Origin of the sequence: Acidovorax sp. A1169 (genome assembly GCF_030704685.1) — a bacterium.
Classification (GTDB): Bacteria; Pseudomonadota; Gammaproteobacteria; order Burkholderiales; family Burkholderiaceae_C; genus Acidovorax.
Genome location: NZ_JAUZDX010000007.1, coordinates 98,783 through 110,970, shown reverse-complemented (window position 1 = coordinate 110,970; position 12,188 = coordinate 98,783). Strand labels below are relative to the sequence as shown.

Genomic DNA, 12,188 nt, shown 5'->3' with positions numbered 1-12,188 from the left:
CGCTTGTATACCAGTTGGCACGGAAGCTGCGTAAGGAGGTGCAATGACCTCTGCCACCGACATCAGCAACCGCATCATCGAAGCCGTGATGGCCCAGAAGCTGGCCCCGGGCTCGCGCCTGGGCGAGCAGCAGCTGGCCATGCTGTTCGACTGCAGCCGCACCATCGTGCGCGAGGCGCTCACGCGGCTGTCCACGCGCGGCATCGTCACCGTGAGCGCGCGCCGCGGCTGGTACGTGATCGAACCTTCCGAGGACGAGGCGCGCGAGGCCTTCGAGGCGCGCCGCGTGATCGAACTCGGCCTGCTGCACCAGCTCAAGTCGGTGGACAAGGCGGCGCTGCGCCAGCTCAAGAGCCATCTGCAGCGCGAGAAGGCGGCTCTGGCCGGCAGCGACGTGGGTGCGCGCAGCTTCCTCTTGGGCGACTTCCATGTCTGCCTGGCCGAGTGCCTGGGCAACAGCCTGCTGGCCGATACGCTGCGCGACTTCACGGCGCGCACCACGCTGATCGCCATGCTCTACCAGTCCTCGCACGACGCGGCGCAGTCGTGCGCCGACCACGTGCGCATCGTCGAGGCGCTGGAGGCCGGCGACATCGCCCGCGCAGAGGCCCTCATGTCCGAACACATAGGCACCGTGCAGGACGCGCTGCGCCTGCAGGCCAGCCACGACCCGCTGGCCGAGCTACGCGACGCGCTGGCGCCTGTGCGCAAGAGCGCTGCCGCGCCTGAGGCGGCAGCGCCTGCCAAGGGCCGCGCTCCGCGCAAGGCGGCCGCCAAGAAATCTGTTCCCCCACCGTCCGATGACGCATCCACCTACCTAGGAGCCTTGCTATGACCACCCGTGCCACCACCCGCCGTTCCACCCTGGGCCTGCTGGCCGCTGCCGGCCTGTCGGCCGCGCTGCTGGCGCCCGCCGCGCATGCGCAGAACGCGCTGGACAACATCCAGAAGGCCAAGGAAATCAAGATCGCCATCCCCACCGACTACCCACCCTACGGCTTCGTCGGCACCGACCTCAAGCCCCAGGGCCTGGATGTGGAAATGGCCAACTACATTGCCGCCAAAATGGGCGTGAAGGTCGAGCTGATCCCCGTAACCAGCGCCAACCGCATCCCCTACCTGCAGACGCAGAAGGCCGACCTCGTCATCTCCACCCTGGGCAAGAACCCTGAGCGCGAGAAGGTGATCGACTTCACCGCCGCCTACGCGCCGTTCTTCCAGGCCGTGTTTGCGAGCAAGAGCCTGTCGATCAAGAGCTTTGCCGACCTGTCCGGCAAGTCGGTGGCCGTGACGCGCGGCGCCATGGAAGACCAGGAGCTGGCCAAGGTCGCGCCCGCCGGCGTGGACGTCAAGCGCTTCGAAGACCACGCCGCCAGCATCTCGGCCTTCGTATCGGGCCAGACGCAGGCGATTGCCACCAGCGCATCGACGGCCGGCACCATCATGGTCAAGAACCCGAACCTGGCCACCGAGTACAAGCTGCTGCTCAAGGACAGCCCGAACTTCATCGGCGTGGCCAAGGGCGAGGACAAGCTGCGCCTGCGCGTGAACGAGATCATTGCCGAGGCCAGGAAGTCCGGCGACATCGACAAGCTGTCGAGCAAGTGGCTGGGCCGCCCCGCCGGCGACCTGCCTCAGTAAGCCCGCCCGCTGCCTGAGCCCGCGCGCACTCCCCCCACCTTGCACAGGCCCGCCGCGTGACGAGCGCTGCGGGGCAACCGCACCATGCTCATCCAACTGGATTTCTCTGCCGTGTTCTCGCAGTGGCCCATGCTGCTGCGCGGCGTGGCCTGGACGATAGGGCTCACCGTGGTGGGCACGGTGCTGGGCCTGCTGCTGGGCACTGCCTGCGCCTGGGCGCGCTCGCGCAACCTGGGCCCGCGCCCGGCGGCGCTGCGCTGGGTGGTGGCCGCGTACGTGGAGCTGGTGCGCAACACGCCGTTCATCGTGCAGCTGTTCTTCCTGTTCTTCGGGCTGCCGGCGCTGGGGCTCAAGCTCTCGCCCGAATTGGCGTCGGTGCTGGCCATGGTGATCAACCTCGGGGCCTACTCGTCCGAGATCATCCGCGCCGGCATCGAGGCCACGCCGCGCGGCCAGGTCGAGGCCGCCGCCAGCCTGGCCCTCACGCCCGGCCAGACCTTCCGCCGGGTGGTACTGCCGCCCGCACTGCAGAAGGTGTGGCCCTCGATGGTGAGCCAGATCATCATCGTCATGCTGGGCTCGGCCGTGTGCGGGCAGATCTCCACACCAGAGCTGAGCTACGCGGCCAATCTGATCTCCAGCAACACCTTCCGCGCGTTCGAGGCCTTCATCGTGGCCACCATCGTGTACCTGGCGCTGTCCATGCTCACCCGGCGCCTGCTGGTGTGGGTGGGCGCGCGTTTCCTGGTCGGGAGGTGAAGAACGTGTTTACCGCTTATCCGAGGCCGCGCAAGTACCTTGCCGGGATGGTGTGCAAGGCGCGGTGCGCAGTTGATAGCCCGGCTATCAACAAGCGCCGCAACGCCGCAGACCGCCAGGCAAGGCACTTGCCCGAAGGGTTGGAGCGAAATCGGGCGATTGGACGCCCCGACTGCTTGCATGGGCGCAAGCCCATGCGGCGCATCCGAAACATCCACTCATCCCGATTGCGCTCCAACGCGGTCTCGGATAAGCGGTAAACACGTTCTATCATGGTCGAATTTTCCCTTTGGGACATCCTGCGCAACCTGCTCGGCGCCGCGCGCTGGACGGTGAGCCTCTCGCTGATCGCCTTCATTGGTGGCGGCCTCGTCGGCATGGCGCTGCTGGTGCTGCGCCTGTCCAAGCTGCGCGGTGCGCAGCGCGCCATCAGCGCCTATGTGCAGGTCTTCCAGGGCACGCCGCTGTTGATGCAGCTGTTCCTGGCCTACTTCGGCATCGCGCTGTTCGGCATCAAGACCTCGCCGTGGACGGCGGCGGCCTTTGCGCTCACGCTCTACACCAGCGCCTACCTCACCGAGATCTGGCGCGGCTGCGTGGAGTCCATTCCCAAGGGGCAGTGGGAGGCCGCGCAAAGCCTGGCGCTCAACTTCCGCGAACAGCTGCGCCACGTGGTGCTGCCGCAGGCACTGCGCATCGCCGTGCCGCCCACGGTGGGCTTTCTGGTGCAGGTGATCAAGGGCACGGCGCTGGCCTCGGTGATCGGCTTCGTCGAACTGACAAAGGCCGGCAGCATGATCTCCAACGCCACCTACAAGCCCTTCCTGGTCTACGCCTGCGTGGCCCTCATGTACTTTGCGCTGTGCTTCCCGGTGAGCCTGGTGGCGCAGTCCCTCGAAAGGAAACTCCATGGCAACCGGCACTGACACCACCACCCCTGCCACCGCAGCCCCTGCCGATGTGCTGCCTGGCCGCCCCATCGTGGACATCACGGCGCTGCGCAAGTCCTACGGCACGAACGAGGTGCTCAAGGGCATCGATCTGAAGGTGCAGCGCGGCGAGGTGATCGCCATCATCGGCAAGAGCGGCTCGGGCAAGAGCACGCTGCTGCGCTGCATCAATGGGCTGGAGGTGTTCCAGGAAGGTGCGCTCAGCGTCAACGGCCAGAAGCTCATGCACGAAAGCCCCACCGCCATGCGCGCGCTGCGCCAGCAGGTGGGCATGATCTTCCAGAACTTCAACCTGTTTCCGCACCTCTCCGTGGGCCGCAACATCATGCTGGCGCCCACCCTGGTCAAGGCGCGAGACGCCAAGGCCGCCGCCGAGCAGGCGCGCCAGCTGCTCACCCGCGTGGGTCTGGCCGAGAAGTTCGACGCCATGCCCGACCAGCTCTCGGGCGGCCAGCAGCAGCGCGTGGCGATTGCCCGCGCCCTGGCCATGGAGCCGCAGGTGCTGCTGTGCGACGAGATCACCTCGGCGCTGGACCCGGAACTGGTGGGCGAAGTGCTGCGCGTGGTGGAGTCGCTGGCGCTCGAAGGCATGACGCTGATGATGGTCACGCACGAGATGGCGTTCGCGCGCAAGGTGGGCGACCGCGTGATCTTCATGCACCAGGGCCGCGTGCACGAGACTGGCACGCCTGCCGAACTCTTCGGCAGTCCGAAGACACCCGAGCTGCAGCAGTTTCTCTCGTCGCTGCACGACTGATTGGCGGGCAAAAAAGAAGCACGCCGCAGCATGCTTGTGGGATGAAAGGGGAGGTGGGGTCGATCAGGACTTGGCGGCCAGTGCGAACTCTTCGAGCGACAGGAACTTGTCCTTGTTGCGGTCCAGGGCCTCGAACTTCTGGCTGATGGCCGGCAGCATCACGGCCTCCTGCGGGCTCAGCTGGCCATCACGGTTGGCGTCTGCACGCGAGAAGGCAACGCCGGCCTGCGAGTTCTGCACCTGTTGGGTGGGGTTGGTCGTGCCGCCGAGCTGGGGTGCCAGGGCGGGCGATGGGGTCGTGGCGCTGTGCGGGATGGGCGGGGTCACACCCAGGCTCGGTGCCGCAGGCCGGGTGCCGTTGGCAGGCGCGGTCAGCGGTGGGTTGTTGGTCGCGCTTTGCGCATGGGCGGTGGACGCCGCAGTGAAAGCGCCGATGGAGAGCACGGCAAACAGCAGGGCGCTGCTGGCATCGAAGGGATGGGCCGCTTTGCGCGATGGGGTGTTCACGGTCGTTGGGGTCTTCATGGGTGCTGAGCTCCGAAGTTGAACAGGCCGCCATTGCACCGCAGATGGCTGTGAGCAGCCAGCCATTTTGCCTGCTGTTGCCTGGGCCTACATTTGCCTGCCCGGTGTAACTCTTGGTGTAGGACGCCCGGCCGAATGCGCTGCGACCTGGCGCCGCGCGGGCGCTTGAAGTCCCACGCCAGTTCCTGCGCAAGTCCTACAGGCCCGATCACGGTGTGCTTGAACAATGGACCCAGAGCACTCAACGCTCTTCTTCTGACAAGGACTCTCCAATGACTACCAAGCACACCCTCATCGCTTCCCTGGCCGTTCTCGCCTGCAGTGCCGCGCTGGCACAGGCCCCCGCCGGCGTGGGCAAGACCCCTGCCGAAGTGAGCCCGTCCGCATCGGGTGGCGCAGCCGCCACCTCTGCACAGAACAAGGTCGACAACAAGAAGGCCAACTCGTCGGCCGCCGTGGCGAACCCCGCTGCTGGCATGGGCAAGGGTGCTCCCGCCCCTGAAATCGATGCTACCGCTGCCGGCGGCAAGGCAGCAGCCAACGCTGAGAAGAAGACCAACGCCCGCCTTATGGACGCCAACGGCGACGGCATGGTCTCGCGCGCCGAGTGGGATCGCTACCATGCTGACGCATGGTCCGGCATGCAGTCCAGCGCCAAGAACGGCCTGGTCTCCACCGCCGAGATCGACGCTGCCAACCGCCGCGCCACGGTCCAGTGATCGCCGCCATCGCGGCAGATGAATCCGGTGCGGCTGGCATTCGCCCTGGCGCGGGTGCCGCTCACCGGCCCCGTCCAGCGGGTGGCGTACTACCCGCACCTTCTTTCTCCATGCAGTGACGTGACACCTGCCTTTCAGGGGCATGGTGGGCATGCACTGCATTTGCCGTTTCCGCTTCTGCCTTTTCCCATGGTTCAGGCGCCAATGTGCGGCGATGAATGACAATGCGGCGCATGGCTGTCGAGAAGGGTGTCCTGCACCTGCGATGGCAATCCCCATTCAACGAAACAGCGTTGCCGGACTTCTGCAGACGCTGCGCACAGGAGACCTCCATGGGCAATCGACTCACCGCCATCGCCACCCGCACGGGCGATGCCGGCACCACCGGGCTGGGCAACGACCAGCGCGTCTCCAAGAACAGCACCCGCATCCATGCCATGGGCGATGTGGACGAGCTCAACTCCCACATCGGCCTGCTGCTGTGCGAACCCTTGCCGGATGATGTGCGCAGCCTGCTCGTGCAGGTGCAGCACCAGCTGTTCAACCTGGGCGGCGAGCTGTCCATCCCCGGCTACGAACTGCTCAAGCCCGAGGCCGTGCTGCAGCTGGACGAAGCGCTGGCGCACTACAACGCATCACTGCCACGCTTGCAGGAGTTCATCTTGCCCGCAGGCACCCGAGCCGCGTCACAGGCCCATGTCTGCCGCACCGTGGCGCGGCGCGCCGAGCGTGTGGTGGTGGGCCTGGGCAGTGAGGAAACCCTGAACGACGCGCCGCGCCAGTACCTCAACCGCCTGTCGGACCTGATGTTCGTGCTGGCCCGCGTGCTCAACCGCATGGATGGCGGCGACGACGTGTACTGGCAAAGCGAGCGGCTTGCGCGATCGCAGGCCGCAGACAACTGATCGCCACGGCTCTGTTGCGCAGACCTCAGGCCATGCCCAGCATGCGCGCCAGGTTGTTGTCGCTGCGCTCCTGCTGTAGCGTGATGCTGTGCTCCAGCGCCAGCAGATGCGCTTCCATCTCCCGCGCCGCACCGTCTGCGTCGCCTTGGGCGATGAGATCCACCACGCGTTCATGCTCTTCGTGCTCGCACGAGGCCTTGCCGGGTGGCTCGTACAGCGCGACGATCAGCGAGCAGCGCGAGACCAGCTCCATCAGGTAGCGCTGCAGCACCGGGTTGCGTGCCAGCTCGGCCAGTCGCAGGTGGAAGGCACTGGCCAGCCGTGCCCAGGCGGGCTGCGTGAAGCGGTGCATGGCGTCGTGTTCCTGCGCAAGCTGCTGGCGCAGCGAGGCGATGTCCTCGCGCGTCGCATGGCGCGTGGCCAGGCGCACGATGGAGCCTTCGAGCGCGCGGCGTGCCTCGAACACCTGGCGCGTCTCTTCGGGCGTGGGCTCGGCGACGATGGCACCGCGGTTGGGGCGCAGGTCCACGATGTGGTCGTGCGCCAGCGCCTGCAGCACCTTGCGCACGGTGGCGCGGCGCACGTCGAACAGCTCGCACAGCGAGGCCTCGGGCAGCTTTGTGCCGGGCGTCAGGCGCTGGGTCATCACGCTCTCGTACACCGTGTTGTAGATGCGTGTTTCCACGTCGTCGCCCTTGCGCAGGCCCGGCAGGCCGGGCAGGTCGCTTTCCTGCAGTTGCGCGGCCGCCTTGAGCGGCACTGCCGCAGCGAGTTGGGTCGAGGTAGTGGCCCGCAGCGGCTTGGCGCCGGCGCGGGGAGTTGTCTTGGTGGCCATGGTGTTCGCCCGGAATGCCTGCTGTCTGTCGTCGCGCGGTCCGGCGGATGTTGTTGCCCCCATTGTCGCGCCTTCAGAGCCCGCCGTCCTGCAGCGCCTGCCAGACCTGTACCGTCAGGCGCACCAGGGCCAGGTCGCTGCCGGCCGGGCCGATCAGCGACACCCCCGCCGGCAGGCCACGGGCCGTGGCCAGCGGCAGGCTCACCTGCGGCAGCCCGGCCAGCCCGGCAATGCAGCAGATGCGCAGCGTGCGCGCGCGGATGGCGTCGATCTCGGCACCCCCCGCACTGCGCAGCGGTGCCACGCTGGCGGCCGAGGGCACAACCAGCACCCTATCGCTGCCGACTAGCGCACGCACCTGGGCGCGGGCGGCCTGGCCTGAGGCCCGCGCAGCCCCGGCGGCCTCGGCCGTGACCTGCGATGCTGCCTGCCAGCGGCCGGCAATGGCATCCTCGAAGCTCGGCGTGTGGCTGCTGATCCAGTCTCCATGGGCCTGCCAGGCCTCATGGGCGCCCCAGGCCACGTAGTGGCGGCGCCAGTCCTCCAGAGAACTGCCCTGGGCTGCCGTGGCCGTACCCACCCCCTGGGGCAGGAGCCTGGCGAGCACTTCGCCCACCCGGGGCAGCAGTGCGGCCACCTCGGCATCGGCCTCGGCGGCCGCGTCCTGCAGCACGACGGCGCGCACGGCCGCGAAAGGGGTGGCCGGCAGCAGCGCCCCGGCCACGCGCTCGAAGGTGCCGGCGTCGTGCGCGAACCAGGTCGCGGTGTCGAAGCTGTCGTGCAGCGGCACCAGGCCCTCGCGCGAGACCAGGCCGTGCGTGGTGCGCAGCCCCCACACCCCGCAGTAGCTGGCAGGCACACGGGTGGAGCCACCGGTGTCGGTGCCGAGCGCAAAGTCCACCAGCCGAGCGGCCACGGCCGCGACCGAGCCGCTCGACGAGCCGCCGGGGATGCGCTCGGGCGCGGCGCTGTTGAGCGGCATGCCATAGTGCAGGTTGTGGCCGTGGATGCTGTACGCCAGCTCGTCGGTGACGAGCTTGCCGCACAGCGTGGCACCGGCGTCGAGCAGCTGTTGCACCAGCGCGCTGTGGCGCGTGGGCAGAGGGTGGCTCGCCAGCCAGGCGGGGTTGCCAGCACCCGTGGGCTGGCCGGCCACGTCGAACACGTCCTTGGCGGCAAAGCGCAGGCCGGCCAAGGGGCCGTCGGGCGCCCCTTCGATCACGAAATGGCCGTGGGGCACCCAGGCATGGACAGTGTCGGTGAAGGGCAGGCCGGGGGAGGCGATGGGGTAGTGCATGGGGCGGGGCTCAGGCAGAAGGGAACAGGGCATCCACGTGCGCGCAAATGGCGCCGGGCGTGGTGAACCAGACGGCACCTGCATCGCGCGCACGGGCCACATGCTCCAGCGCGCGGCGCAGATGCCGCAGCCGGTAGGGCTGGCCCACGAGGTAGGGGTGCAGGGCAATGCCCATGACGAGCGGCTGCGCGGCCGATTGCTGCAGCATTTCGTCGAAATTGTCGACAATCATCTGCGCGAAATCTTTGCCATCGAGCTGGCGCGCAATGATCATCGGGATGTCGTTGAGCTCCTGCGGGTAGGGAATCGACCACAGCCGCTGGCCGCTGCGCGTGCGCATCGGCACGGGCTGGTCATCGTGCGCCCAGTTCAGGGTGTATCGGTAGCCGGCCTCGGCCAGCAGGTCGGGCGTGGTGGGGCTCTCCGAGATCCAGGGCGAGAGCCAGCCCGCAGGCGCGCTGCCGCTGGCCTGTGCGATGCGCTCGCGGCAGGCGGCGAGCAGGGCGGCCTCCTCGCCCTCGGCAAAGTCGCCCTGGCGCTCCGAATTGGTGTGGCCGTGGCCGATCAGCTCGTCGCCCCGCGCCGCGCAGGAGGCCAGCAACTCCGGGCAGTGCTCGTACAGGGCCGTGTTCAGGATGCAGCTGGTCGGTAGGGCCAACTGGTCGAACAGCTCCAGGCAGCGCCAGGCGCCCACGCGGTTGCCATACTCGCGCCAGCTGTAGTTAAGCACGTCGGGCTCGGGCGATGCCGGGCCGATGCGCGCGCCCAGGCCCCCGCCGAAGGCGAAGTGCTCCAGGTTGAAGCCCAGGTAGACCGCCAGGCGTGCGCCGTTCGGCCAGGTGTAGTCGGGGCGGCGGGTGATGGGCGTGTAGCCGAAGCGTCCATGGGAGGGCAGGGGTCCATCGCCGTAGATGCTGGTGATCATGCGCCGGCACCTTGGGTGGGCGACCAGGGCGTGGCCAGGCCTGCGCGCACCAGCAGCCACTCGGCGCTGTCGTTCCACACGTCCATGCGCACGATCAGGCCGCGCTGCAGCACGTAGCGGTCCACATAGCGGTTGCCCTCGAACGGCGTGCCATCGGGCCAGGCGCCGTAGAGCGTGCCGGTGTTGTAGACCACGGCCTCTTCGTGCGTGGCACCGGCCACCACGTCGGTGCTTTCGAACTTCTTTTTCACCCAGGCGTAGCGCGTGGCGTTGAAGGCGCTGCACTCGGCCGGCTGGCGCATCTGCCGGCCGCCCGTGAAGCGGATGGCCAGGCCGGGAGCGACGAAGCGGCTGGCGGCCACGGGGTCCGGAATCATCACCAGGCGCAGGAACTCTTCGACGATGGCGCCGGCGTCCTGGGTCGGCAGGGTGTGCTGTTGTTGCTGCATATTGGTGCTCCTGATCGCACCACCGGGGTGCGAAATGCTGCGGGGTTGCCTTGGATTGGGGCAGAACGCGATGAACTGCTTGTGGTAGTGGTTGTCAGCAAAGCGTGTGCCAGATTGTCGACAATCAAATATCAATAAAGTTACCAATAGATATCAGTGTTTGTTGACATTGGCACGGTGCTTGCTGGTGGAGCCTCCCGAGGCGGGCCGACACCCGCCCACCGATCCGTTCATTCCCGTCCACCCGCCACTGCAGGAGAACCGCCATGCCTTTCACCACCCGCCGCCGCTTTGCCGTCGCCACGCTCGCCACTGCGGCCTGGGCCGCCCTGGGAACCATGGGCGCCGCCCATGCCGCCGAACCGATCAAGGTCGGCTTGGTCACCGCCCTCTCGGGCCAGTCGGCGCTGGCGGGCGATGCGATCACGCGCGGCCTGACCATTGCCATCGAAGAGATCAACGCCAAGGGCGGCCTGCTTGGCGGCCGCAAGCTCGAACTTGTGCGCCGCGACGACGAGGCCAACCCCGCCAAGGGCGTGACGGCTGCGCGCGAACTTATCTACAAGGAAAAGGTGGCCGTGCTCTTCGGCGGGCTGGACACGCCGGTCTCCATCGCCATCGTGCAGCTGGCCAACCAGGAGAAGGTGCCCTTCATGGGCCCTTGGGCCGCAGGCACGCCGGTGACCAAGAACGGCGCCAAGCCCAATTTCGCGTTCCGCGTCTCGGCCGTGGACGAGATCGTCGACCGCGGCATGCTGGCCTATGCGCAAAAGACCTTCAATGCCAAGACCCCCGGCATGATCCTGGTGAACAACCCCTGGGGCGAGTCCAACGAGAAGGGCCTGACCGCAGCGCTGACCGCCAAGGGCATGAAGGCTGCGGGCATCGAGAAGTTCGGGGACAGCGACGTGGACGTGGTGCCCCAGCTCACGCGCCTGAAGGCGGCCGGCGCCGACGCGCTGTTCCTGGTCGGCAACGTGGGCCCCTCGGCCCAGGTAGTCAAGTCGCTGGACCGCATGGGCTGGCAGGTGCCCATCGTCTCGCACTGGGGCCCTGCGGGTGGCCGCTTCACCGAACTGGCCGGCCCCAACGCCAAGAACGTGCACTTCGTGCAGACCTACAGCTTCTTCGGCAAGCAGGGCCCGGTGGGCGAGAAGGTGCTGGCAGCCCTCAAGGCCAAGTACCCCGAGATCAAGGGCCCCGACAACATCACCCCCGCAGTGGGCGTGGCCAACGCCTACGACGCCATGCAACTGGCGGCGCTGGCCATCACCCAGGCCGGCAGCACCGAAGGCGACGCCGTGCGCCAGGGCTTCTACAAGATCGGCAAGTACGACGGCCTGATCAAGGGCTACGACAAGCCCTTCACCGAAGCCAACCATGACGCCCTGAGCGAAAACGACTACGTGTGGGCGCAGTTCATAGGCAACCGCATCCTGCCCGTGGGCCTCGAAAAGTAAGCGCGCCACGCGACGCTGTCCCGCGCCCGAGCCGGCGTGGGATGTTCCCTGATCCTTTTACTTCCTGATCACCACGATGCTCTTTCTCTCCGCCCTCATCAGCGGCATCGGCCTGGGCAGCATGTACGGGCTGATGGCCCTGGGCTTTCACGTCACCTTCGTCGTTTCCGGCACCGTGAACTTTGCCCAGGGCAGCTCCATGATGCTGGGCGCGGTGCTCACTTATGGCTTCGCCATGGTGCTGGGCTGGCCCATGTCGCTGGCCGTGCTGCTGGCGCTGCTGCTCTGCGCGCTCTACGGCCTGGCCGTGGAGTTCTTCGCGGTGCGCCCCTTCGCGCGCCGGGGCTCCGACGCCTGGCTCATGGCCACCGTGGCGCTGGGCATCGTGGTCGACAACCTGGCCATGTTCACCTTCGGCAAGGAGCCGCGCAGCCTGCCGTCGCCGCTGGCCCAGGCACCGATGACGCTGGGCGACATCGGCCTGGGCGTGTACCCGCTGCAGCTCATCATCCCGGCCATCGGCCTGGTGCTGGCCGCCGTGCTGCACTTCGTGGCACGGCGCACGCGCTGGGGCACGGCCATGCTGGCCGTGGTGCAGAACCGCGATGCGGCGCGGCTCATGGGCATCCCCATCGGGCGCGTGGTGTCGGCTGCGTTCGCGCTGTCGGCCGTGTTCGCCGGCGTGGCGGGTGTGCTCATCGCGCCGCTCGTGAACGTGCAGTCCGACATGGGCACGCTGTTCGGCCTCAAGGCGTTTGCGGTCGCCATCCTGGGCGGCATCGGCAGTGCCTGGGGCGTCATGGCCGCAGGCCTGCTGTTCGGCGTGGCCGAGGCGCTGATCACCTCCACGCTGGGCTCGGGCTACACGCAGATCCTCACTTTCTCGCTCGTCATCGTGGCGCTGGCCGTGCGGCCCAACGGGCTGTTCGGGCGTGCCCTGGTGCGCAAGGTATGAAGACGACGACT

The 12,188-nt window shown here is 67.8% G+C and carries 14 protein-coding genes; 9 read left to right on the top strand and 5 right to left on the bottom strand.

Features of this window, described 5'->3' with window-relative positions; all coding sequences use genetic code 11:
* The first annotated feature begins 43 nt into the window (after nt 1-43).
* From QYL93_RS13780 to QYL93_RS13760, 5 genes are all read left to right on the top strand, one after another.
* On the top strand, nt 44-835 hold the full coding sequence (locus QYL93_RS13780; protein WP_305744158.1) for a GntR family transcriptional regulator: 792 nt from the start codon (nt 44-46) through the stop codon (nt 833-835).
* Nucleotides 832-1,641, top strand: coding sequence for a transporter substrate-binding domain-containing protein (locus QYL93_RS13775; RefSeq protein ID WP_305744157.1), 810 nt, complete (start codon nt 832-834; stop codon nt 1,639-1,641). Before QYL93_RS13780 ends, QYL93_RS13775 begins: the two co-directional genes overlap by 4 nt.
* Before the next feature lie 84 nt (nt 1,642-1,725).
* The gene (locus QYL93_RS13770; protein ID WP_305744156.1) at nt 1,726-2,400 is read left to right on the top strand and encodes an amino acid ABC transporter permease; all 675 of its coding nucleotides are present in this window, start codon (nt 1,726-1,728) and stop codon (nt 2,398-2,400) included.
* A gap of 272 nt (nt 2,401-2,672) precedes the next feature.
* Nucleotides 2,673-3,326 (top strand): amino acid ABC transporter permease, encoded by a 654-nt coding sequence (locus QYL93_RS13765; RefSeq protein WP_179682645.1) that lies wholly within the window; start codon nt 2,673-2,675, stop codon nt 3,324-3,326.
* Nucleotides 3,310-4,107, top strand: a complete 798-nt coding sequence (locus QYL93_RS13760; RefSeq protein ID WP_305744155.1) for an amino acid ABC transporter ATP-binding protein — start codon at nt 3,310-3,312, stop codon at nt 4,105-4,107. Before QYL93_RS13765 ends, QYL93_RS13760 begins: the two co-directional genes overlap by 17 nt.
* A gap of 63 nt (nt 4,108-4,170) precedes the next feature.
* Here QYL93_RS13760 and QYL93_RS13755 read toward each other — a convergent pair whose 3' ends face one another.
* The gene (locus QYL93_RS13755) at nt 4,171-4,632 is read right to left on the bottom strand and encodes a hypothetical protein (RefSeq protein ID WP_305744154.1); all 462 of its coding nucleotides are present in this window, start codon (nt 4,630-4,632) and stop codon (nt 4,171-4,173) included.
* Between the two features lie 272 nt (nt 4,633-4,904).
* Here QYL93_RS13755 and QYL93_RS13750 point away from each other — a divergent pair, with 272 nt between their 5' ends.
* The gene (locus QYL93_RS13750; protein WP_305744153.1) at nt 4,905-5,351 is read left to right on the top strand and encodes a hypothetical protein; all 447 of its coding nucleotides are present in this window, start codon (nt 4,905-4,907) and stop codon (nt 5,349-5,351) included.
* 332 nt (nt 5,352-5,683) lie between these two features.
* Nucleotides 5,684-6,256, top strand: a complete 573-nt coding sequence (locus QYL93_RS13745; protein ID WP_057200336.1) for a cob(I)yrinic acid a,c-diamide adenosyltransferase — start codon at nt 5,684-5,686, stop codon at nt 6,254-6,256.
* Between the two features lie 25 nt (nt 6,257-6,281).
* Here the strand turns inward: QYL93_RS13745 and QYL93_RS13740 are convergent, their stop codons facing one another.
* The 4 genes from QYL93_RS13740 to QYL93_RS13725 all read right to left on the bottom strand — a co-directional run bounded on the left by QYL93_RS13740 (nt 6,282) and on the right by QYL93_RS13725 (nt 9,762).
* A complete protein-coding gene (locus QYL93_RS13740; RefSeq protein WP_305744152.1) occupies nt 6,282-7,091 on the bottom strand; it encodes a GntR family transcriptional regulator in 810 nt (269 codons plus the stop codon).
* 73 nt (nt 7,092-7,164) lie between these two features.
* Nucleotides 7,165-8,388, bottom strand: coding sequence for an amidase (locus QYL93_RS13735; RefSeq protein WP_305744151.1), 1,224 nt, complete (start codon nt 8,386-8,388; stop codon nt 7,165-7,167).
* 10 nt (nt 8,389-8,398) lie between these two features.
* The gene (locus QYL93_RS13730) at nt 8,399-9,313 is read right to left on the bottom strand and encodes a polysaccharide deacetylase family protein (RefSeq protein ID WP_305744150.1); all 915 of its coding nucleotides are present in this window, start codon (nt 9,311-9,313) and stop codon (nt 8,399-8,401) included.
* Nucleotides 9,310-9,762: a nuclear transport factor 2 family protein gene (locus tag QYL93_RS13725; RefSeq protein ID WP_305744149.1), complete on the bottom strand. Its 453-nt coding sequence runs from the start codon at nt 9,760-9,762 to the stop codon at nt 9,310-9,312. Before QYL93_RS13725 ends, QYL93_RS13730 begins: the two co-directional genes overlap by 4 nt.
* 266 nt (nt 9,763-10,028) lie before the next feature.
* Here QYL93_RS13725 and QYL93_RS13720 point away from each other — a divergent pair, with 266 nt between their 5' ends.
* Together QYL93_RS13720 and QYL93_RS13715 are read left to right on the top strand one after the other, a co-directional pair.
* Nucleotides 10,029-11,222, top strand: a complete 1,194-nt coding sequence (locus tag QYL93_RS13720; protein WP_305744148.1) for an ABC transporter substrate-binding protein — start codon at nt 10,029-10,031, stop codon at nt 11,220-11,222.
* A 76-nt stretch (nt 11,223-11,298) separates the two neighbouring features.
* Entirely contained in the window at nt 11,299-12,177 is an 879-nt protein-coding gene (locus QYL93_RS13715) for a branched-chain amino acid ABC transporter permease (protein ID WP_305744147.1), read from the top strand.
* Nucleotides 12,178-12,188: the final 11 nt, after the last annotated feature.

Coding starts and splice junctions, on each gene's coding strand:
- QYL93_RS13750 (WP_305744153.1), top strand. CDS start 4,905: ATGACTACCAAGCACACCCTCATCGCTTCCCTGGCCGTTCTCGCCTGC.
- QYL93_RS13725 (WP_305744149.1), bottom strand. CDS start 9,762: ATGCAGCAACAACAGCACACCCTGCCGACCCAGGACGCCGGCGCCATC.
- QYL93_RS13720 (WP_305744148.1), top strand. CDS start 10,029: ATGCCTTTCACCACCCGCCGCCGCTTTGCCGTCGCCACGCTCGCCACT.
- QYL93_RS13755 (WP_305744154.1), bottom strand. CDS start 4,632: ATGAAGACCCCAACGACCGTGAACACCCCATCGCGCAAAGCGGCCCAT.
- QYL93_RS13740 (WP_305744152.1), bottom strand. CDS start 7,091: ATGGCCACCAAGACAACTCCCCGCGCCGGCGCCAAGCCGCTGCGGGCC.
- QYL93_RS13775 (WP_305744157.1), top strand. CDS start 832: ATGACCACCCGTGCCACCACCCGCCGTTCCACCCTGGGCCTGCTGGCC.
- QYL93_RS13760 (WP_305744155.1), top strand. CDS start 3,310: ATGGCAACCGGCACTGACACCACCACCCCTGCCACCGCAGCCCCTGCC.
- QYL93_RS13730 (WP_305744150.1), bottom strand. CDS start 9,313: ATGATCACCAGCATCTACGGCGATGGACCCCTGCCCTCCCATGGACGC.
- QYL93_RS13770 (WP_305744156.1), top strand. CDS start 1,726: ATGCTCATCCAACTGGATTTCTCTGCCGTGTTCTCGCAGTGGCCCATG.
- QYL93_RS13735 (WP_305744151.1), bottom strand. CDS start 8,388: ATGCACTACCCCATCGCCTCCCCCGGCCTGCCCTTCACCGACACTGTC.
- QYL93_RS13745 (WP_057200336.1), top strand. CDS start 5,684: ATGGGCAATCGACTCACCGCCATCGCCACCCGCACGGGCGATGCCGGC.
- QYL93_RS13765 (WP_179682645.1), top strand. CDS start 2,673: ATGGTCGAATTTTCCCTTTGGGACATCCTGCGCAACCTGCTCGGCGCC.
- QYL93_RS13780 (WP_305744158.1), top strand. CDS start 44: ATGACCTCTGCCACCGACATCAGCAACCGCATCATCGAAGCCGTGATG.
- QYL93_RS13715 (WP_305744147.1), top strand. CDS start 11,299: ATGCTCTTTCTCTCCGCCCTCATCAGCGGCATCGGCCTGGGCAGCATG.